General features: G+C 57.3%; 14 protein-coding genes. 8 read left to right on the top strand and 6 right to left on the bottom strand.

The features are described 5' to 3' along the window. Window positions 1-25 precede the first annotated feature (25 nt). Window positions 26-1,495: a D-alanyl-D-alanine carboxypeptidase/D-alanyl-D-alanine-endopeptidase gene (gene dacB / locus H4J77_RS12975; protein WP_182248732.1), complete on the top strand. Its 1,470-nt coding sequence runs from the start codon at window positions 26-28 to the stop codon at window positions 1,493-1,495. A gap of 74 nt (window positions 1,496-1,569) precedes the next feature. Here dacB and rlmKL read toward each other — a convergent pair whose 3' ends face one another. Then, window positions 1,570-3,762, bottom strand: a complete 2,193-nt coding sequence (rlmKL, locus tag H4J77_RS12970; protein WP_123888943.1) for a bifunctional 23S rRNA (guanine(2069)-N(7))-methyltransferase RlmK/23S rRNA (guanine(2445)-N(2))-methyltransferase RlmL — start codon at window positions 3,760-3,762, stop codon at window positions 1,570-1,572. 260 nt (window positions 3,763-4,022) lie between these two features. Here rlmKL and rmf point away from each other — a divergent pair, with 260 nt between their 5' ends. Then, the gene (rmf, locus tag H4J77_RS12965) at window positions 4,023-4,238 is read left to right on the top strand and encodes a ribosome modulation factor (protein ID WP_092284106.1); all 216 of its coding nucleotides are present in this window, start codon (window positions 4,023-4,025) and stop codon (window positions 4,236-4,238) included. A 119-nt stretch (window positions 4,239-4,357) separates the two neighbouring features. Here the strand turns inward: rmf and H4J77_RS12960 are convergent, their stop codons facing one another. The 3 genes from H4J77_RS12960 to H4J77_RS12950 form a co-directional block, all read right to left on the bottom strand. Next, window positions 4,358-5,386, bottom strand: a complete 1,029-nt coding sequence (locus H4J77_RS12960) for a quinone-dependent dihydroorotate dehydrogenase (RefSeq protein WP_182248730.1) — start codon at window positions 5,384-5,386, stop codon at window positions 4,358-4,360. A gap of 88 nt (window positions 5,387-5,474) precedes the next feature. After that, window positions 5,475-5,699, bottom strand: a complete 225-nt coding sequence (locus tag H4J77_RS12955; RefSeq protein WP_123888945.1) for a DUF2835 domain-containing protein — start codon at window positions 5,697-5,699, stop codon at window positions 5,475-5,477. Then, window positions 5,687-10,558: an NAD-glutamate dehydrogenase gene (locus tag H4J77_RS12950; RefSeq protein ID WP_182248728.1), complete on the bottom strand. Its 4,872-nt coding sequence runs from the start codon at window positions 10,556-10,558 to the stop codon at window positions 5,687-5,689. Before H4J77_RS12950 ends, H4J77_RS12955 begins: the two co-directional genes overlap by 13 nt. Before the next feature lie 192 nt (window positions 10,559-10,750). Between H4J77_RS12950 and H4J77_RS12945 the strand changes: the two genes are divergently transcribed. The 6 genes from H4J77_RS12945 to H4J77_RS12920 are packed head-to-tail and all read left to right on the top strand — an operon-like array spanning window position 10,751 to window position 17,605. Next, complete coding sequence (locus H4J77_RS12945) at window positions 10,751-11,710, top strand: MoxR family ATPase (RefSeq protein ID WP_123888947.1); 960 nt, start codon at window positions 10,751-10,753, stop codon at window positions 11,708-11,710. 3 nt (window positions 11,711-11,713) lie between these two features. Continuing rightward, the gene (locus H4J77_RS12940) at window positions 11,714-12,664 is read left to right on the top strand and encodes a DUF58 domain-containing protein (RefSeq protein WP_123888948.1); all 951 of its coding nucleotides are present in this window, start codon (window positions 11,714-11,716) and stop codon (window positions 12,662-12,664) included. After that, window positions 12,661-13,122: a DUF4381 family protein gene (locus H4J77_RS12935; protein WP_158611244.1), complete on the top strand. Its 462-nt coding sequence runs from the start codon at window positions 12,661-12,663 to the stop codon at window positions 13,120-13,122. The genes H4J77_RS12940 and H4J77_RS12935 overlap by 4 nt, the downstream gene beginning before the upstream one ends. Beyond that, window positions 13,115-14,110, top strand: coding sequence for a VWA domain-containing protein (locus H4J77_RS12930; RefSeq protein WP_123888950.1), 996 nt, complete (start codon window positions 13,115-13,117; stop codon window positions 14,108-14,110). Before H4J77_RS12935 ends, H4J77_RS12930 begins: the two co-directional genes overlap by 8 nt. Beyond that, the gene (locus H4J77_RS12925) at window positions 14,100-15,947 is read left to right on the top strand and encodes a VWA domain-containing protein (protein ID WP_182248726.1); all 1,848 of its coding nucleotides are present in this window, start codon (window positions 14,100-14,102) and stop codon (window positions 15,945-15,947) included. The genes H4J77_RS12930 and H4J77_RS12925 overlap by 11 nt, the downstream gene beginning before the upstream one ends. After that, window positions 15,944-17,605 (top strand): BatD family protein, encoded by a 1,662-nt coding sequence (locus H4J77_RS12920; protein WP_182248724.1) that lies wholly within the window; start codon window positions 15,944-15,946, stop codon window positions 17,603-17,605. The genes H4J77_RS12925 and H4J77_RS12920 overlap by 4 nt, the downstream gene beginning before the upstream one ends. A gap of 307 nt (window positions 17,606-17,912) precedes the next feature. Here H4J77_RS12920 and H4J77_RS12915 read toward each other — a convergent pair whose 3' ends face one another. Then, window positions 17,913-20,264: an RND family transporter gene (locus tag H4J77_RS12915; RefSeq protein ID WP_182248722.1), complete on the bottom strand. Its 2,352-nt coding sequence runs from the start codon at window positions 20,262-20,264 to the stop codon at window positions 17,913-17,915. 20 nt (window positions 20,265-20,284) lie between these two features. Further along, a complete protein-coding gene (locus H4J77_RS12910; RefSeq protein WP_235869656.1) occupies window positions 20,285-21,352 on the bottom strand; it encodes a YCF48-related protein in 1,068 nt (355 codons plus the stop codon). Window positions 21,353-21,500 lie beyond the last annotated feature (148 nt).

The following is a 21,500-nucleotide window of genomic DNA, read 5'->3' as shown; positions in this document are numbered from 1 at the left end:
CTCGATCCTCACGGAGCTGGTATTCATGCCTACCCGACTTAAACGCGCCTTGCTCTGCCTTCCCTTGCTTGGCCTGCTTTCCCATACTGTCGCCTACGCGGAAGACAGCGGCACATTACCGGCCAAAGTCAGCACGGCGCTGACCGACGCGCAAATCCCGGATGACGCGCTATCGCTCGCGGTCATTCCGCTGGAAGGACAAGGCATGGCGCAGTTCGTCAATGCTGACATACCGGTAAACCCAGCCTCTACCATGAAGCTGATCACCACCTTCGCAGCGCTTGAAATCCTGGGGCCCAACTACCAATGGCGTAGCGATCTTTTTGCCGACGGACCGGTCGTCAACGGCACCTTGCAGGGTGATCTGATCTTTCGTAGCGGCGGCGATCCCAAGCTGACCATCGAGCGCATGTGGTTGATGCTGCGTGATCTCAAGGCAGCAGGTATCCGCGACATTACCGGCGAGCTGGTTCTGCAACCGGCGGATATGCGTTTCCCCAGCGACATCCCCCCCTTCATCGACGACAGCGGCAATCAAAACAGGCCTTTTCTGGTTGAACCAGATCCCCTACTCAGCAATCTGAAGCTTTTTGTGCTCAGCAGTTACGGCGAAGAAAACGGGGTACGAATCAATCTGGAGCCCAACCTGCCAGAGGTCGCAGTAGACAACCAATTATTGCTACTCCCCGAGACGACCTCCTGCCCCAAACCTGACGTCGAATACGCTATTGTCGACCGCGGACACCAAGCCACTATAACGCTGACCGGCAGCGTACATGAGGGCTGTATTGCTCAACGTTATTTGTCTGCACTGACCGCCACAACCTATACCGGCAGCCTGCTGCGCACCCTGTGGCAAGACATGGGCGGGAGTATCCGTGGCGGCACCCGAATTGGTCGCGCGCCGTCCAGCTCACGCCTGGTATCAAGAAGCGTCTCGCCGGATCTGGTATCGGTAGTACGTGATATCAACAAGTACAGCAACAACACCATGGCACGTCAGCTATTTCTGACCATTGGCCGTGATCAGCGTACACCCGCCGATCGTGACGATCACAAGGCAGCCGTGCGCGTGATCAACCGCTGGCTGACAGAGAAAGGCATCTATCCGAATGGCCTGGTAATGGAGAATGGCGCTGGCCTATCTCGCATGGAGCGACTCACTGCCCGCGACATGGCCACGCTGTTGCAGGCGGCCTGGCAGAGCCCCTACCGCGCCGAATTCGTCGCCTCAATGCCACTGGCCGCGATGGATGGCACTATGCGACGGCGCTTGCGCAATACGCCGCTCGCTGGCGAAGCACACGTAAAAACCGGCTCGTTGCGCAACGTTAAGGCGATAGCAGGTATTACCCGGGATAATAACGGCCAGAGTTGGGCGGTCAGTGCGATCGTCAATCATAGCTCCGCTGGCATTAGTGGCAAGGCGCTCGATCTGGTACTGCAGGACGTCTATCGCCGTGGCCCAACCGATATCGCCAGCCACGCTCCTTGAGCGTGCGGTGAATACAACAAGGGCGCCTATAGGCGCCCTTTTTTTTACTACCCGATAACCTCACAGCACGGGTCTCATGCTTTGCGGCTGATCCGCCAGGTCTTGTGAATCCGCGTGTTACGCTGAAAATCCTTATCCAGCGTCTGTGCTGAAATATCCTCAACCTGATAAGCCGTCTCAACGCTTTCGGCCATGCGGAAGCGACGGAAATTATTGGAAAAGTAGATCACCCCGCCCGGTGCCAGGCGCGCCATCGCCAACTCGAGCAACCGCGGATGGTCACGCTGCACATCGAATATGTCATCGAGGCGCTTGGAGTTGGAAAAAGTTGGCGGGTCAATAAAGATCAAATCGTAGCTCTGCTGATCCTGTGCAAGCCACTCCATCACATCAGCCCGCTCCAGCTTGTGCAGGTCAGACAGGCCATTCAGGGATAGGTTGCGCCGCGCCCAATCAAGGTAGGTCTTGGACAAGTCAACGCTGGTAGTCGAACGCGCGCCGCCAGCCGCCGCATGCACACTGGCGGTGGCGGTATAACAGAACAGATTCAGAAAACGCTTGCCGCGCGACTCCTGCGCAATACGCAGGCGGATGGGGCGGTGATCCAGGAAAAGCCCCGTATCGAGATAGTCGGTCAGGTTAACCAGCATACGTACCTGGCCTTCATGCACCGTAAGAAACTCGCCACGCTGAGCCATGCGCTGATACTGCTGCTTGCCGGCCTGACGCTGACGCTGCTTGAGCACCACCTGACTATCCGGGATGCCCAACACCTGCGGGATGGCAGCCATCACGTCCTGCAGCCGCGCCTGCGCTTTATCCTCACTGATGGTCGCGGGCGCTGCGTATTCCTGCACATGCACCCAGTCGGCGTAGATATCGACCGCTACGGCGAACTCCGGCATATCGGCGTCGTACAGACGATAGCACTCGATATCCTGTTGGCGAGCCCATTTGCCAAGTAGCTTCAGGTTCTTTTTCAGGCGATTGGCAAACATCTGCGCCGATTCACTGAGCCGTGCAGTAGCAACTGGCACGTTTTCACCGCCGGCATGGCCGCTCTTGTCCGCCTGCTGCACCGGTGCCTTGGTGATAAATCGCTCCGGCGCCAGATCCATCAGCAGCAGCTTGCACGGTAGCGCACCGTTAAACAGGTTGTACTGTTTATGGCTGCGAATACCCATACGCTTGCCCAGGTCCTGGTTACCGGTGAAGATCGCCGCCTGCCAGCCAATACACTTTTCACGCAGCACTTCACCCAGCTTCTGATACAGGTAAACCAGACTCGCCGTGTCACCCAGGCGCTCACCATAGGGCGGGTTGCAGACGATAAGACCCAGTTGCCCGCGATCCGGGCTGGGGGCAAAGGTGGCCAGCTCCCCTTGGTATACCTTGACCCACTCGGTCACGCCAGCGCGCTGGATGTTATTACGCACCGGCTGCAACAGACGCGGATCAGCCTCATAGCCACGAATCCATACCGGCGGCTTGGCCAGACCCTTTTCAGCGCGATATTTTGCCTCGTTCATCAGCCGCTCCCACATGGCCGGCACGTGCTTCAGCCAGCGACTGAAGCCCCAGCGCTCGCGCTGCAGGTTAGGGGCGACGTCAGCCGCCATTAGCGCGGCTTCAACCAGGAAAGTACCCGAACCACACATAGGGTCGGCCAAGGCGGCACCCTCTTCTGCCAGCTTTGGCCAACCGCTACGAATCAGAATAGCTGCCGCGAGGTTCTCTTTGAGTGGTGCAGCGCCTTGCTGCAAGCGATAACCGCGCTGGTGCAGACTGACGCCAGACAAGTCGAGCGCGACCTGCACCTCACTACGGCGGCAGTGCACGTTGATACGCAGATCGGGTTGCACCTTCTCGACACTCGGGCGAGTACCGTCAGCCTGACGCAATTGATCAACAATCGCATCCTTGACCTTGAGTGCGCCAAAGTGGGTGTTGTCGATACCGGGCAGGCTGCCGGTGAAATCGATCGCCAGACTGCCGTCAGCACGCAGATGCTCAGCCCAGTTGATCTTGCTGATGCCGTCATACATATCCTGCGCGCTTTCAGCAGGGAAACGATCCATTACCATGAGCACGCGGTTAGCCAACCTCGACCACAAACAAATGCGGTAGGCCAGTTCCATATCGCCCTGGACCTCGATACCGGTAACGGTTTCACGGGCAGAATCAGCGCCCAAAGCGAGCACTTCGTCACGCAGCAGCCCCTCCACGCCTTTCGGACAGGTAACAAAAAATTCAAGGGTCTCGCGCATGTCTTTGATTTCCGGAAATGGATGACGTTTATATTTCAACGGCAGCTAAATAGCGGCCGTGGTATGCCAATTCGTTCTTTGGAGGAGGCACCTCCATTAGGGTACAACAAGGTATGACTTAATCAGCAGTACGGATTCGGCAGTCAGCCCTTTTCTACATATTAGCTGGCTTCCTTTCGGTGCAACCAGTCACTGGTTCGCACAACTTCCTGCACGGCAATGGCCGTCTGGTATGTCATAACCAACGAGGACTCAAACCTATGAGAAGACTCAAGCGTGATCCGATGGAACGAGCATTTTTGCGCGGTTACCAGAATGGAGTACATGGCAAATCTCAAGACAGTTGCCCTTTCAATAGTGCCAGTGCCAGACAAAATTGGATCAATGGTTGGCGTGAAGGTCGTGCGGACCATTGGGCCGGTTACACCGGCATCTCCGGTGTACACCGATTAAACGAGATGCACGCCGTAGGCTAATCCCTCGGTTATTTCATTTTTCCCCAAGGCGCTCACCCAGAGCGTCGGGCCTCGCGAAGGCCCACCCGGCCCCCGCTTGCGGGGGCCAACTATTCTCCCCCCCTCTTGCACATACTGAATCAGCCCCTGCCCGGCATTGTGGCTATCGCTTCTGCGCACTCACGCACTAGCACCGGGCCCCGGTAAATGAACCCGCTATACAACTGAACCAGACTAGCGCCAGCAGCCATCTTGTCTGCGGCGTCAGCGCCACTGAAGATGCCACCCACACCGATAATGGGCATACGCCCCTTAAGTTCCCCTGCCAACAGACGTACGACCTCGGTCGATACGTCAGTCAGCGGCGCGCCCGACAAACCACCAGACTCATCAGCGAAAGGCGAGTCGGCTACGGCCGTACGATCCAGCGTGGTATTGGTTGCGATAACCGCATCCATGCCTTGCTCAAGCAAGGTCCCAGCAACCAGCTGGACTTCTTCGGGGGTCATATCCGGTGCAATCTTGATCGCGATGGGCACGTACCGTCCCTGCTGATCACTAAGCTCCAATTGGCAGGTCTTTATCTGCGCCAGCAGCTGCTTCAAGGCGTCGCCGTACTGCAACGTGCGCAAGCCAGGGGTATTAGGAGACGACAGGTTAACCGTGATGTAACTGGCGCAGCTGTATACCTTGCGCATGCAGTAGAGATAATCGTCCACCGCATTCTCAACCGGCGTTACTGCGTTCTTGCCAATATTCACACCCAACACACCTCGGTACCTGGTCGCCGCCAAACGATCCAACATGGCATCCACACCGAGATTATTAAAACCAAAGCGATTGATGATGGCCTCGTGCTCGGCGAGACGGAACAGGCGCGGCTTTGGGTTACCCGGCTGGGGCCTTGGCGTCACGGTACCCACCTCGACAAAGCCAAACCCCATAGCCGCCAGACCATCGACAGCTATCGCGTTTTTATCCAGCCCGGCCGCCAGGCCGACCGGATTATCAAACGTCAGCCCCATCACCTCGACCGGCTGGGCCGGTACCGGACGTACCAGCCTGTCAGCCAGACGCAGGCGACCGGCAGCACCAATCATGTCGAGAGCAAGATCGTGCGAGGTCTCGGCGGGCAGTTTGAACATCAACGAACGGAGCAGGTCGTACATAAGCGGCGGGCCTGGGCTGTGAAATCAGGCTGCAGAGTATAAAGGGTTATGCCTGGGGATTCAGCAGCCACAGGCAGCTATCTGGCTGTCAGACAGACAAGCGCTCCAGATTGAGTAGTTTCCCTTCATCAGTGAAGCTCAGCAAAAAACTGCCATGCACGCCACCATGTGTCAGAAAGGGGCGCAGGTGGTGCGCCGGGAGACTAACCCGGCGCCCATCTCTGCTGTACATAACAACCCGCTCGGCGCGCCCCTGATACCAGGCCAGATAGCGCTCCGCGGGTAACGCCAGATCGATAATCAGCTGCTGCATGGCTCTCCCCGCACGTTTAACCGCGCAGCCTGAGCCAAATCGAGCAACTCGCGCATGGCAACGGCAACCATCGGATAATCACCAGCACCTGCGTTCTTCAACTCGCCCAGCATGACCTGCCAGCGCGAGACCATTTGCTGATTCTGCTCCATCCAGGCGTCGACCAGCTCCTCTACCGGCACCGACTCATCCGCACTTTGCAAGGCCGCGACCGTCATGGTTCTTGCCTGCCAGTCGAGATCATCACGATAGCTCTCGCGTGCCAGCGCCTGCCAGTGGTTATCCACGACCAGATTGGACACCTGTTGATTGAACCAGGGCAACTGCAACTGGCTGCCAATGGCAAAGAACACCTGCGCCACGCGCTCCGGGCTCTGGCCGGTGGTATCAGCCGCCTCTACAATGCCCAGCAGCGTATAGGCGTGGCCGGTGCCAGCCACAACCCGCGCAATACCTTCGGGCACGGCGTTATCAGCATAGTGCTGATAACGCTCGTCCCACAGCTTTCTGATATCCCCCCCCAGCAACTGATCGAAGCGCTCAGACAGGGCCTGAACGCAAGGAGCGAAATGTGATACTTCACGCTCAGGCAACAGCTCGGTACGACGATTGCGAATAAACCAGCGCGTCGCCCGACGCCCCAAGCGCATCAGTTCGTCCATCAGTTCCAGCTGCACATCGGCCGGAATCTGATAATCCAGCTGTTCTATACCGGCAAAGTGCTCCTGTAGATGAAAAACATCGCGGGCAACGACATAGGCGCGGGCGATATTGCTCGGCGAGGCACCGGTAGACTGCTCCAGACGACGCAGGAAGGTGATCCCCATATGATTGACCAGGTTATTTGCCAGCTGCGTCGAAATAATCTCGCGGCGCAGCCGGTGGCCGAGAAGCGCCTGCTGATACTTCTTCAACAGCACAGTGGGGAATGCCGTCTCCAGCTCAGTCGCCAGATATTCGTCCTCTGGTACGTCGGACGCCACCAGCGCCTCTTTCAAGTCAGCTTTCGAGTAGGAAATCAGCACCGATAGCTCGGCACGTGTCAGCCCTTTGCCGCTCGCCTTGCGCTCGGCCATCTGCTCATCATCAGGGATAAACTCCAATGCCCGATTAAGCTTGCCGCTGCTTTCCATTGCGCTAATAAAGCGCTGATATTCACCCATGGTCTGGCTGGCCTGGCGCTGAGCCAGACTGATGGCCTGGGTCTGCTTGTAGTTGTTCCCCAGTACCAACTCGGAAACCGAGTCGGTCATGCTGGCGAGCAACTTGTTGCGTTGCTTGGCCGTCATGTCCTGGCTGGCCACAACCTCGTTAAGCAGAATCTTGATGTTGACTTCATGGTCAGAGCAATCAACCCCACCCGCATTATCGATAAAGTCGGTATTGACGGCGCCACCATTGAGACAGAATTCGATACGGCCCAGCTGCGTCATACCCAGGTTACCGCCCTCACCTACTACGCGGCAGCGCAGATCACGGCCATTAACGCGCAGGGTATCGTTGGCCTTGTCGCCTACATCGGCGTGCGTCTCACTGCTACCTTTGACGTAGGTGCCGATGCCGCCATTCCAGATCAGGTCGACCGGCGCTTTGAGCAACTGATGAATCAGCTCGGTCGGCGTCAGCTTCTCGGCCTTGATGTCGAACAGCTCCCTCATCTGCGGCGTCAGCGTGATCTGCTTGAGACTGCGGGCAAAGAGACCGCCACCCTGAGAAATCAGGCTGGCGTCATAGTCGGCCCAGCTTGAGCGCGGCAGATCAAACAACCGCTGACGTTCCACAAAGCTGCTCTCAGTGTCCGGATTGGGGTCGATAAAAATGTGTTGATGGTTAAAGGCGGCGACCAGCTTCAGCTGACGCGACAACAGCATACCGTTACCGAAGACATCGCCCGCCATATCGCCCACACCGATAACCGTAATCGGATCGGTCTGCACATTGACGCCCAGCTCGCGGAAGTGACGCTGTACCGAGACCCAGGCACCTTTAGCGGTAATGCCCATCTTCTTGTGGTCGTAGCCAGCAGAGCCACCGGAGGCAAAAGCGTCCCCCAGCCAGAAACCGTAGCCCGCAGCAATGCCATTGGCGATATCGGAGAAGGTCGCAGTGCCCTTGTCCGCGGCAACCACCAGGTAGGGGTCGTCTGCGTCATGACGCACCACGTTAGCGGGCGGCACGACCTCACCATCGACCAAGTTATCGGTCAGATCGAGCAGGCCCTGGATGAACATTTTGTAACAGGCAATTGCCTCCTGTTGCACTTCATCCCGTGAGCCGCCCACCGGTAGCCGCCGTGGTACGAAACCGCCCTTGGCGCCGACCGGCACAATAACCGCGTTCTTCACTTGCTGCGCTTTGACCAGGCCCAGCACCTCGGTACGATAGTCTTCTTCCCGGTCGGACCAGCGCAGACCACCACGGGCAACTTTACCGCCACGCAGATGCACCCCTTCTACCCTGGGTGAGTACACGAACACCTCAAACATCGGCCGTGGCAATGGCAACTCGGGGATCGCCGAGGGATCAAACTTCAGGCTCAAATAGTCCTTGGTCTCACCCTCCGCATCCGGCTGATAATAGTTGGTGCGCAGTGTTGCCTTGATCAGGTCGAGGTAGCGCCGCAGGATGCGATCTTCATTAAGCACCGCCACGTTGTCCAGGGCATTGAGAATCGCCTGTTCCAATTTATGCTGCATCTCCTCCAGATCGGCAGGAGACAGCTTGCGAGCCAGATAAAAACGGGTGCGGAACAGTCGCACCAGTTCGCGCGAAATATCGGCATGCGCAATCAGAGTGCTGGCAATGTAAGGTAATTCAAAACCCAGACGGATCTGCTTGAGATAGCGCGCATAGGCGCGCAGCAGTGATACATCACGCCAAGGCAGGCTCGCCAGCAGGACCAGACGGTTGAATGCATCGTTCTCTGCATGCCCCGCCCAGATTGCCGCAAAGGCTTCACGGAACAGGTCATTGGCTTCGTGGATATCCAGGCTGGCATTGGCCGCAAAGGTAAACTCAAAATCATGAATCCAGAAGCTTGGCCCGCTGTCCTGTGCGATATGAAAGGGAAACTCACCCAATACCCGTAGCCCCAGGTTTTCCAGAATGGGGATTACGTCCGACAAGGGCAGCGGATCGCTTAGGTGATAGAGCTTGCAATGCAATACACCTGGCTTCTGCTCCAGCGGTTGATAAAAACTCATGGCCAGTGGCTGCTCAGCCGTGAGCCCCAACATGGTCTGTAAATCAACCACCCCGGTAGCCGGCGGAAAGCGATCACTGTAGCCAGCCGGGAAGCCCTCACCCAAGTGCGCCAGCACGTCAGTGGCGCGCGCCTCGCCCATGCTTTCCAGCAGACGATCACGGAACTCATCATTCCAGTTGCGGCATGCGCGCACGACTTCCTGTTCTATTTTCACGGGGTCTATGTCCAGCGTCTTGGTGGGGTCAACCCGCATTATGAATTGGGTGCGGGCCAGAATGGACTCGGAGAAATAAGTCCAGAACTCACTCTCGGTCGCTTGCAGGCGCTCCATCAATACCGACTGAATAGTCAACCGAATATCGGTGGAATAGACATCGCGCGGAACGAAAGCCAGGCAGTAATAAAAACGACCATAGTTGCCAGAGCGCAGGAACACGCGGATCTGATTACGCTCCTGCATCTGCACTATGCTGATCGCAGTATCAGCCAGTTGTTCTACTGATGACTGGAACAGGTCATCGCGCGGCAACACCTGCAGCACCTGCTCCAGCTCTTTGGCCAGGTGGCTCTGTGGAATAAAGCCGGAAACTTCGCGCACATGCGCTACTTTACGACGCACATGCGGAATATTATCGACCAGATCAGAATATACTCGCGAGGTATATAACCCCATGAATCGGTGTTCGAGCAGCACCTTGCCGTCGGCATCGACTTCACGCAGGGAGACGTAATCGGGATAGGCCGGACGGTGTACTCGACTCAATCGTGACGCCTTGGCGAAAGACAGCAATAACGGCGCCTGAAGATATTCAATTACCTCAACGGGCAAACCATCGAGCCCTTCATCACGCGGCTCCATGGCCAGCGCCCCCAGGCTTTTGCCTTCAATCAAGCCGAGGCGTTGCTGCGGCAAACCCTCATTGATCGCAAAGCACTCATAGCCCAGAAAGGTAAAATGGTTTTGTAGCAGCCACTGCAAAAAGGCGATGGTTTCCGTACGCTCTTCGCTGGAGAAATACTGGCCGCTGCGCTTCTTGAGGCCGCCAATAAGCGTTTCAACCTGCTTCTGCATCGCCGGAAAGTCGCGAACCGTCACGCGCACATGACTCAAGGCCTCTTTCAACCCGTTCTGCAGGGCGCGCAAATCTGCCGAGGTAGTGCAGCGATCGATTTCAATGTACATCAATGACTCGGTGCGTACGTCCGCACCCTGGCTACCCGTTTCCAGCAGCGCCTGCAGATTACCCTGGTCATCGCGCTGCGTCGTCATGATGCTGTTTTGCAGCGTGTGGATGGCATAGCCCTGACGGGTCAATTCCATGCGTACCGAATCAACCAGGAATGGCAAGTCTCGATGCAGCACCTCGACAACCGTATGCGTGCTCTGCCAGCCATCCTGCTGCGTGTCGGGATTGAACACCTTTACCTTCATCTCGCCACCCTCGAAGTGCTGCAGGGCGCGCCAACTGGAGAGGGTGCAACCTAGCAAATCGTTATCCTGGCGCGCGCTGAGCTCTTCCAGCGAGGCGATACCATAAAAGTACCGACAGAATAAGCGAATGGCCTCCCGATCCTTTGTCTGCACAAGGGCTACCAACCGCTCCTGCAGTGTTTCGATAAAGCCCTGCTTGGTGCTGGCCATGATCAATGCCATGCTGCCTACCTCCTGATGTTGCGCCGTGGGTGTGGACTGCGAACCTGCATTCGGTCGCCTCGCTCGCCCTTGTGGGGCTTGAACCGGCGGGCCTGAATTATTCTTGTCTCAGGCATAGTCTAGACCAAATGCATTTCGGTAAAGTGACGTACACTGACGCTGGTCAAGAAGAATAGGACACTAAAAATCCCAATGACTCACCGTGACTCACTGCTGCAGCTAAAAGCCTTTCTTGGGCAACACATCTTCGGACAGGAACATTTGATCGATCGCATGCTGATCAGCCTGCTGGCAGGCGGACATGTGTTAGTCGAGGGCGCGCCCGGTCTGGCCAAGACCAAAGCCATCAAAGCGCTTTCAGAAGGTATAGAAGCGGAGTTTCATCGCATCCAGTTCACCCCTGATCTGTTGCCCGCCGACATTACCGGCACCGAGGTGTACCGCCCGGAGACCGCCACCTTCAGCTTCCAGCAAGGTCCTATCTTCCATCATCTGGTACTGGCAGACGAGATCAACCGCGCACCCGCCAAGGTGCAGTCGGCGCTGCTCGAAGCCATGGCCGAGCGTCAGGTGAGCGTTGGCCGTGAGACCTATCCGCTCCCTGAGCTGTTTATGGTCATGGCCACGCAGAATCCCATCGAACAGGAAGGGACCTACCCACTGCCGGAGGCACAGCTGGACCGTTTCCTGATGCATGTGCGCATCGGTTTTCCGGATGCCGCACTGGAACGACAAATCCTCCAGCTGGCGCGGGGCGAAGCGCGGGGTGATGAGCCAGTCATCTCCAGCAAAATCAGCCAGGCAAGCATTCTGGCGGCAAGACAGGAAGTGCTTGATATGTTCATGGCGGACGCCGTGGAGGAATATCTGATCCAGCTGATCATGGCAACTCGCCGGCCCGACCAGTACAACCCGCAACTGGCTGAATGGCTGGCCATGGGCGCCAGTCCGCGCGGAACCATTGCAATGGATCGTTGCGCACGGGCCCATGCCTGGCTAGCGGGGCGCGACTTTGTCAGTCCAGAAGACGTGCAAGCCATAGTGCATGACGTGCTGCGCCACCGCATCATGCTTAGTTTCGAGGCTGAAGCCGCTGGTATCGACACCGACCAAGCCATCAACCTGTTGATCGACTCAGTACCGGTGGTTTGATCCATGCCTGCTAGCCTGGACCCTGCCATCTATACCAGCCTGGAGGCGCTGCTGGCGACTCGTCGGCACTGCAATAAGCTGCCCTTGTTCAACCGTCCGGTGCGCAACGGGCGGCAAAGTGGACAGCAAAGCTCGCGCTTGCGCGGACGTGGTGTCGATTTTGATCAGGTACGTGCCTATCAGCCCGGCGATGACATCCGCAATATCGACTGGCGCGTGACAGCGCGAACGCAAAAGGTCCACACCAAAGTATTCAATGAAGAGCGGGAGCGCCCGGTTTTTGTCATCAGTGAGCAAAGCCCCCGTCTGTTCTTCGGCAGCCAACGCTGCTTCAAGTCAGTGCTGGCTGCCGAAACCAGCGCACTGATTGCGTGGACGGCGCTATCGCACCACGACCGTGTGGGTGGCATGGTCTATAGCCCGGGCTCTTGTCATGAGGTGCGCCCCCGGCGCGACCGCAAGGCACTACTGCAATTACTGCACTTGTTAATCCAAGCCAACCACCAGTTACAACCAGGCCTGCAAGCGGATCCAGACGACGAATCGGAACCGCTGAACCTTGCCCTGCGCCATAGCCGTGAAATTATTCGTCCAGGCAGCATTCTTTATATTATCTGCGATCACAGCGCGATAGATGGTCTGAACCAGAGCCTATTGGTTCCTCTGGCCGGGCACAACGATATGGTCTTGCTGCCGGTTCTCGATCCTCTCGACAGTAGCCTGCCGCTGTTTGGACCTCTCGACTTTGTCCAGGGCGAGGAGCGTATCACCATCAACACCCTCGAACCGGGCGTACGCGAGGCTTACGCTGAGCAATTTCAGCAACAGCAGCAGAGCTGGCTAAGACTGGCCCGCCGCCTTCGCTGCAGCCTGATACCTTTGGATACGCGGTTCGCCGCTCACGAACAGATGCGCGACACGCTCTCCGGACATCCACGCGGGGAAACCAAGTGAGCAGTCCGCTACAGGACGCCTTGATCCAGCCAGCGGCACCGCCTCCCATACCCTGGTGGCCACCGGCACCCGGCTGGATAGCACTCATGGTGCTACTGGTATTACTGCTGATTGCTCTGCCATTGCTCTGGCTTGGCCTGCGACGACGCTACAGGCAACGCATGCGCGCTCAGCGAATCATCTGGGAGGTACCGGATAACCTCTCCGATCAGGCGTGGTTGGCGGCACTCAACACCCAGTTGAAGCGACAGCTTAAAAGTCGTGGCGAGCAGGATGCTACCAGACTGTTTGGCCCTGAGTGGGTGGACTACCTGTGCCAGGGCTACCCAAAACCGCGACCAGACCTGTTGCGTCCACTCGGTACGGGCTTGTATCAGCCCGGCAATGACATGAGTTCCGGCGAGCGCCTGGCGCTGCAGCGTGAGCTATTGCGCTGGGTAAGGCATAACCATGTTTGAACTGTACTGGCCCGCCGCTTTTTTATTGCTGCCGCTGCCCTGGCTGATGCGTTGGTTGTTGCCCGCTAGCAGACGTCCGGCAAGCGCGCTACACGTTAGTTTTCTACGTCGATTGAGCCAACTGCAAAGTACCAATGCGGATCGCAGATCGAACTCTATGCAATGGCCGCTGTTGCTTATATGGGTTTTGATGCTGTGCGCAGCAGCCAGGCCACAGTTGCTTGGAGCTCCTCTGGCACCGAGCATTAGCGGACGTGACATGATGGTTGCGGTTGACCTGTCTGCCAGTATGGAGATACACGACATGCAACTGGATGAGCGCAAGGTCGACCGACTCACACTGGTGAAGCATTGGCTTGGCACCTTTATAGAAGGCCGTCGCGGCGACCGTATTGGATTGATTTTGTTCGGCAGCAACGCCTATGTACAAGCCCCGTTAACCTATGACCTCGACAGTGTCGCGCAGTGGCTGGAGGAGGCCTTTGTTGGCCTCACCGGGCGCGATACAGCCATCGGCGATGCCATTGGCCTGGGCATCAAGCGTCTGATCCAGCAGCCCGCCTCAAGCCGGGTAATGCTGCTGATAACCGATGGTGCGAATACCGCCGGCGAAATAGCGCCAATCCAGGCTGCACGGCTGGCTGCCGAGCAAGGTATCCGTATTTTCACTATCGGCGTAGGCGCTGACAGCATGCAGCAGGATGGTTTGCAAAGCGTCCTCAATGGTGATGTTGACCCCTCTATCGATCTCGATGAAACCACCCTGCGCAAGATAGCCGAGATCACCGGAGGCCTTTATTTCCGTGCCCGTGATAGCGCCAGTCTGGAGTCTATCTACGCACGGCTTGACGAATTGGAGCCCAGTCTCCGCGCCGGTCGGCCTAGCCATGAAAGTATTCCGCTTTACCCCTGGCCACTTGCTGCTGCCTGGTTAATCAGCCTTGTGATGGCTTTGCAACAGGTACGGAGGCAGCGCCGTGTTACTTGATCTGCTGCCCTTCAGCTTTAGCCGCCCCTGGTGGCTACTCGCGCTACTGCCCAACCTGTTCCTGTGCTGGTATCTGTTCCGGCATATGCAGAAACACTCAGGCTGGGAAGCACTGCTGCCAGCCAACTTGCGCAAAGCCTTGCTGCAACAGCAGCAAGGCCGGCGCTACGTAGGACGCTACCTGCTACTGGGCCTGTGCTGGACGCTAGCGCTATTGGCGCTATCCGGTCCGGCATGGGAGTCGGATGACGGCATAGAGCGCAGCGATCAGGGCGCACTGGTGGTCGTACTTCAGGTATCGCGCAGCATGCTTTCAACTGACCTTGCTCCAAACCGGCTTGATCAAGCTCGCCGCAAGGTGCAGGACGTCATGCGCAACTTTCCGGAAAAACGTGTCGCCCTGATCGCTTACGCCGGCAGCGCACATCTGGTCGCCCCGCTCACCCATGATCACAGCACGCTGCTGAACCTCCTGGGCGCTCTGCACCCGGATATCATGCCAGTGCGCGGGCAGCAGGCTGATCAGGCGCTAGCGCTGGCTCAGCAGCTAGTGCGTGACCTCCCCCCCAGCAGCGCACAGGTCCTTCTATTAACCAATGGCCTGAACGACAGCGAACAAAGTCTCGCTGATGTCGTCACCCAGGACTTGGGCCCGCGCCTGCGCGTCCTGGGGATAGGTACAGCCGATGGCGCACCGGTACCAATTGCCGAAGGTGGCTTCATGCGCGACGAGCAGGGTCGCATTCTGTTGCCACAACTCGACGAAAGGGCCCTTAGCCACTTCGCCCATCGCCACGGCGGCGAATACGCCAGCCTCACATGGGATGATCAAGACCTCAACGCTCTGCTGGCAGATACGCCCGCAAGCGATCAGGTAGCAGAGCAGTCACAGCGTCAATGGCTCGATCAAGGCCACTGGCTGCTGTTATTGCTGTTGCCACTGGCCGCCATCGGTGCCAGACGCGGCTGGTTAGCACTCCTGCTGATCGCACTCTGGCTGCCGCCGCCAGCCTCGGCAATGGGCTGGCAAGATCTATGGCAACGCCCTGACCAGCAAGCGGCGAAACTAATGGCCGAAGGTAATCCGGCCGCTGCCGCACAGCGCTTTGAAGATCCGCAGTGGCAAGCCTGGGCACACTTGCAGGCCGGTGATTATGCGGCGGCCAGCAGCGCTTACGGCGCCTTGGCCGCCGCCGAGCCTGACAACCCTGAATATCATTTTGCGCAAGGCACTGCGCTGGCACTAGACGCACAATATCAAGCGGCGTTAAACGCATTCGAGCAAGCCCTGATCAGGGCTCCAGAGCACACTGCCGCGCGACATAACCGCAAACGCGTTGAGGCCTATCTGGCCGAGCTGGAAAAGGCTGAACAGCAAGAGCAAGGAAAGGAGCAAGAACAACCTGGCGCGAGCGACGAGAGCCAGCAGCAATCTGACGACGCGGCCAATACCACCACTTCAGAGCAAGCTGTGACGACTGAAAACGATACGCCAAAAGCCGGCAGCGAACAGTCAGCCAGCGCCGGTAATAGCGCCACAGCAGATCAGAATACGAGCGCCAATGCTGAAACAACACCGAGCACCACGCCAGATGGCCTGATGGCGCAAAATCCGGCAGCTAGCGAAGATGATGAAAGCCAGGATGATGAAAGCCTGCTCGATAGCGCTCCCGCAGAGGGCGGCACTAGCGCATCTTCAATCAGCACAGGCTACAATGCCGAACAGCAGCAAGCGCTGCAGCAATGGCTGCGCGATATACCCGACAACCCATCTGAATTGCTGCGCCGTAAGTTCCTTTATCAACACCTGCAACAACCCGATGGACGTCCTCGATGATGCGACTGCTACTGACACTCTGTCTATTAGCCTTGACCGGCCTGTGCCAGGCGGCAATGCAGGCCAGTGTCGACCGTACCCAACTGGTCGAAAATGAAAGCCTGGAACTGACGCTGGAAAGTAACGCCATCAGTACATCGAGCACACCCGACCTCACGCCACTTTACGAGCACTTCAAGGTGACACAGAGTCACCAATTGAGCTTGATGAGTGAGCTGGAGGGCCGCAAGCAATGGGTCAATCGCTGGGTGATCGGGCTGCAACCCAAGCGTACCGGCTTCGTCGTCATACCGCCGTTGTTTCTAGGCCCGGATAGCAGCGACCCTATCACTTTGCGGGTGCTCACCCAGGCACAGGCTGCCGACGATAACGCAGACAAGCTGGCGCCAGTCTTTATAGACAGCGAGGTAGATACCCAAACGCCCTATGTACAGGCGCAAGTTTTGCTGACCCTGCGCATTTACCACTCTGTCTCCCTGTATGACGATTCCGATCTGAGTGGCCTGGCCGTCGCGAACGCCAAGGTCGAGCGGCTCGGCGCACCACGTAACTACGAGCGCACCATCAATGGCGTATTGCACGGTGTCATTGAAGTGCGTTACGCCCTGTTTCCGCAGCAAAGCGGACCGCTGGAGATACCCTCGCAGCTGTTCAGCGCCACAGTGCAATCGCCGCGCACCCCGTCAGATCCCAATAGCCTGCGCAGTGCCCGTATCGCACAATTACGTTCGCCAAGCCTGCAACTGCAGGTCAAACCCATTCCTGATAACTACCCTTCCGACGCACTTTGGCTCCCCGCCAAACAAGTGCGACTGAGCCAGAACTGGCAGCCCGATCCTGGCCAGGACCTGCTGCGCGGCGAACCACTAACGCGTACTCTCTCGATTCAAGCCGATGGCCTGACAGCCAGCCAATTACCGGAACTGGGCCGGCTGCCCGACGAACAGTCCGAAGAGCTGCGCCAGTACAATGACCAACCCCAGCTGGAGAACCAGCTCTCCGCCAATGGCATTCTTGGCCTGAGGCAGGAAAGTGCCGCCCTGGTTGCGCGCAATACCGGCCAGGTTAGCGTGCCGGAAGTGCGTGTGCCCTGGTGGAATACCAATACCGACAGCCTCGAAGAGGCCAGCCTCTCGGCCGTCAGTCTGAACATAATCAACAATCAGAATATCAGCAGCACCCTAAACGAGCGCAGTGTAAGCGCCCTACCCGCGCCGCTACTGTGGCCGTGGCAGCTTGCCTGTGCCCTGCTGCTCGCCGCACTCGTCGTCTGTATCTACCGTTTACGTCAGTTACATAGTGAACTGAGCAGCTTAGACGAACTACCCGAAGACCCTCATCACCTGGACGCCGACGCTGCCGGCAACCCGCTGGCCGACCTGCAGGTAGCCTGCCGTCAAAACGAGCCCGCGGAAGCACGCAAGGCGCTGGATCACTGGGCCAGACAGCAGAAAAGTGATCTTATTGCCCTCAGTCTCGCGTATCCGGTTCTGGCCGATGCGCTGGATGAGCTGAACACCTGCCTGTTCGGGCAGAGCGATGATGCCTGGCGCGGTAAGCCACTATGGCGCGCCGTACGTAAAGTGACCCAAGCCCGTCAACGCGAGGCCGAAGAGCTCAAAGAAGGCGGTATTGACTCGCTCTACCCCGACGTCTGAGCGCGCTAGCAGCAACCACCTAAGGCCTTGTTGACCGCATTTTCGTTTTCGCCTGCTGACCAGTGTGCTTATCCGCCAGCGCTGACAACCACTGCTCAGCCCTGCAGCTTAGCCGCGTCGTTCAACCTGTCGGGGCCTCATACACTCGCTTCGCTCAGGCAGCACAATCGTGCCTCCTTCCGCAAAGCTCTGCGCTACTCGCCCGTTCAGACAGGATTCAAGAGTCCGCGTAGCAGGTTAGTGTTCAGTCGAAAAAAACACAGCAAAAAGGCGCCTTCGGGCGCCTTTTTGCTGTTCAGTTGCAGTATTAGTTACGCAACTTATCCGGACGGATCAGGAAGCGTGCCAGTGCTGGCAACAACCAGAGCGCACCAAACATGTTCCAAAGGAACATAAAGGTCAGCAGGATCCCCATGTCTGCCTGGAACTTGATGGCCGAGAAGATCCAGGTGGCAACACCGATCGCCAGAGTGAAGCCGGTAAAGGTAACCGCCTTACCCGTGGTTTTCAGGGTTTCATAATAAGCTTCCTGCAAAGGCAACCCCTGACGCAGGTAGGTTTCCAGGCGACTGTAGATATAAATACCGTAGTCCACCCCAATACCCACACCCAGAGCAATAACCGGCAAGGTGGCCACCTTGACGCCAATGCCCAGGAACGCCATCAGCGCATTCGCCAGAACCGAGGTCAGAGCCAGAGGAATAATGATACAGAGCACCGCGCGGATCGAACGGAAGGTCACCAGACACATAAAGATCACCACCGCATAAACGGTGAGCAGCATCTTGGTCTGTGAGGCCTCGATCACAACGTTGGTGGCCGCTTCAATACCAGCATTACCCGCAGCCAGTTTGAATTCCAGGTTGTCGGTGTTGTACTCCTCGGCAAAGGCTTCCACCGCCGCGGTGGCACGACTCAAAGTCTGAGCCTTGTGATCATCCAAAAAGATCATGACCGGAGCCAGCGAGCATTCAGCGTTGAACATGCCCGAAGGTGCACGGCTGATAGCGTTATTCAGGTTGTCCTGGTTACGCGACAGCCCCTGCCATTTCAGGTTGCCCTCGTTGTTACCCATGATCACCTGCTTGGCTACCGTTACCAGCGACACCGCCGATTGCACGCCATCCAGGTTATTCATCTTCCATTCAAGCTGATCAATGGCTTCCATCGTGGTATGCGCCGAGCACATCTCAGGTGGCGTTTTAACCATGACAACCAGAATGTCCGAGCTGGTCGAGTAGTTGTCGATGATGAACTTGTTGTCGAGGTTATAGCGCGAATCTGCACGCAGCTCAGGCGCACCCGGATCAAGATCACCGATGGCGACGTTCTTGCCGTGATAAATACCAAAGGCAAAGGCCGCAATCGCCAGCAGGATGGAAATCGGTGCCACCGTCGGATGAGCAAATCGCGCTACTGCCAGCCAGAGCTTCTGCGGCTGTGACGCACGAACACGATTACGCTCGACTGCGCCTTTGCTGATACCGATGTAAGACATCAGAATCGGCAGCAGCATCAGGTTGGTCAGGATGATCACACCCACACCAATAGACGCGGCAATCCCCAGCTCACGAATCACTTCGATTTCGATCAGCAGCAGGGTTACAAAACCCACCGCATCCGATATCAGTGCCACGATGCCCGGAATATACAAAGAACGGAACGCGCGGCGCGCAGCATCGTAACTGCCCTGCGAGGTCGGGTACTCAATAGCCATGCCATTGATGATCTGTACCCCGTGGGAAATACCGATGGCAAACACCAAAAATGGTACCAGGATCGAGTACGGATCAAGGCCAAAACCCAGGGTGCGCAGCAAACCAAGCTGCCAGACAACCGCGATGACGGAGCACACCAGAGTGGTCAGCGAGCTCTTGATGCAGCGAGTGAACATCAGCAGTAATACAAAGGTGATCAGCAGCGCCGCGCCAAAGAACATGACGACCTTGATAATACCTTCAATCAGATCACCCACTTTCTTGGCGAAACCGACGATATGCACCTTGATATTGGGATTCTCAGCCTCGAAGTGCTGACGGATTTTATCCTCCAGCTGACGCGAAAAATCACCGTAATCGAGCTGAATCAGTTCACTCTGATTATCAGGATTGGGATAGGCCTCCTGCAGCGGCACATCGATGATGGTCGACTTGAAGTTATTGGCGACCAGTCGGCCAATCTCACCCGACTTGAGCACGTTAGCCCGCAGCTCATCGAGATCGGCTTCACTGGTGTAAGACGGCCGATTGGCCACCGGACCGCCATCAAAGCCGTACTCGGTTACCTCGGTCCAGCGTACGTTTGGGGTCCATAGCGAGCGCAGATTGGAACGATCTACCCCGGGTAGAAAAAACACCTCATCGTTAATACGCTTGAGTGCTTCCATATACTCGGTGGAAAAAATGTCGCCATCCTCGATCTCCACCGCAATACGGATGGAGTTACCCAGGTTTGGCAGATCATTTTCATGTTCGATCATATTGACGATGTAGGGGTGCTTGAGCGGAATCATCTTCTCGAAGCTGGTATCGGGCTTGACCTGGGCCGCCTGATAGCCAAAAAACACCGTAAGCAGTGCAAAGATCAGCAGTACTGCAATCCGATTATTGAAAATCAGCCGCTCCACAAAAGGGGCGGTCTCCTGATGGTGCTTAGACATCCATATTCTCCAGGCAGAACTTATTGTTGTGCGTCTTTAAGACCGTTGGCTGATGCTCTGACTACGCCGTGCTGCCCAACCAGGAGCAGATGACCGTCGGCCAGCCGCTTGGCGGTTGCCAGCGCGACCCGATCAGCACGCGTATTGGCAGCAAAGGTGTGGCCATGATCATCACTGGTAAGCACTACCCCGCCGGCACCGACGATCGCCAGACGACCATCAGCCGACAGATTGCCGCCCAGCAAGGTAGCCTGAGGTGCACGACCGTCAAACTTCACTGGCTCCCAGGTATAACCAAAGTTCGCGGAGCGATAGAGGTTACCGCGTAAGCCCCAGACCAGGAGTTGACCGGTCTGACCGGTGCCGGAAACACCAAACCAGGTGCCATCGTAGGGCGAACTATCCAGGGTTTCCCAGGTATCGCCGTAATCGGATGAGCGATACATGCTGCCCATCTCGCCAACCATAAACAGGCCAGCGTTATGTACCGGCGCAATGGCGTTGTAATGCATGCCATATTCGTTGTCTACGTTATCGCTGCGGTCCACCCAGGTAGCTCCGCCGTCATCGGTACGCAGGAAGATGCCATAGGCACCAACAGCAAAACCGGTCTGGGTATCACGGAACCAGACGTCCATCAAAGGTCGTTCAAGCAGGCCAGGGCCCTCAGGGTCTCTAGGCTTATCCAATGCAGGGTCACGATATTGCAGCGCCCAGGTTTGGCCAGCGTCTGTGCTGTGCAATACGAGCGAGTCATGCCCTACGGCCCAGCCGTTCTGCTCATCGACAAAGTAGACAGACGTCAGCACCTGGCGCACTGGCACCTCAGCCTGTGTCCAGCTTTCACCTTGATCATCGGAATAGACAATATGTCCACGGCTGCCCACAGCCACCAAACGGTCGCCAGCAGTGACCACATCCAGCAACAGCGTCTTGCTGGCCAGATCAGACATGATGGCGGCTTGTGGCGCCTCGGCAATCGGCTGCGGGTCCTGGGCCAGTACCGCGCCTGTCGGGAGCAAGAGCGCGGCTGTAAAGCCCAACGCTCGCAGCGCCCGCTGGCCGATAAGGTGTTTGCGGAGTGTCATACCTGAATTCGGGCAAACTGCCTGGACTGTAGATTGAGTGCGCCCTTCGATGCGCTCACGCATACGCCATTCCCCTTTATTGTTGTCAGAAGCCGCCAACTAGACGGAATCAACAATACTAACGAGGACAGGGCCACCTCGCCAACGG

The organism is Pseudomonas sp. 5Ae-yellow, assembly GCF_014077575.1.
GTDB lineage: Bacteria > Pseudomonadota > Gammaproteobacteria > Pseudomonadales > Pseudomonadaceae > Halopseudomonas > Halopseudomonas neustonica.
This window is presented reverse-complemented; position numbering and strand designations above follow the sequence as displayed.

Bases quoted from the DNA above. Each gene is read 5' to 3' on its own strand.
- rmf (WP_092284106.1), top strand. From the start codon at position 4,023: ATGAGAAGACTCAAGCGTGATCCGATGGAACGAGCATTTTTGCGCGGT.
- H4J77_RS12950 (WP_182248728.1), bottom strand. From the start codon at position 10,558: ATGGCATTGATCATGGCCAGCACCAAGCAGGGCTTTATCGAAACACTG.
- H4J77_RS12915 (WP_182248722.1), bottom strand. From the start codon at position 20,264: ATGTCTAAGCACCATCAGGAGACCGCCCCTTTTGTGGAGCGGCTGATT.
- H4J77_RS12955 (WP_123888945.1), bottom strand. From the start codon at position 5,699: ATGCAGCAGCTGATTATCGATCTGGCGTTACCCGCGGAGCGCTATCTG.
- H4J77_RS12960 (WP_182248730.1), bottom strand. From the start codon at position 5,386: ATGTACGACCTGCTCCGTTCGTTGATGTTCAAACTGCCCGCCGAGACC.
- H4J77_RS12920 (WP_182248724.1), top strand. From the start codon at position 15,944: ATGATGCGACTGCTACTGACACTCTGTCTATTAGCCTTGACCGGCCTG.
- dacB (WP_182248732.1), top strand. From the start codon at position 26: ATGCCTACCCGACTTAAACGCGCCTTGCTCTGCCTTCCCTTGCTTGGC.
- H4J77_RS12945 (WP_123888947.1), top strand. From the start codon at position 10,751: ATGACTCACCGTGACTCACTGCTGCAGCTAAAAGCCTTTCTTGGGCAA.
- H4J77_RS12940 (WP_123888948.1), top strand. From the start codon at position 11,714: ATGCCTGCTAGCCTGGACCCTGCCATCTATACCAGCCTGGAGGCGCTG.
- rlmKL (WP_123888943.1), bottom strand. From the start codon at position 3,762: ATGCGCGAGACCCTTGAATTTTTTGTTACCTGTCCGAAAGGCGTGGAG.
- H4J77_RS12910 (WP_235869656.1), bottom strand. From the start codon at position 21,352: ATGACACTCCGCAAACACCTTATCGGCCAGCGGGCGCTGCGAGCGTTG.
- H4J77_RS12930 (WP_123888950.1), top strand. From the start codon at position 13,115: ATGTTTGAACTGTACTGGCCCGCCGCTTTTTTATTGCTGCCGCTGCCC.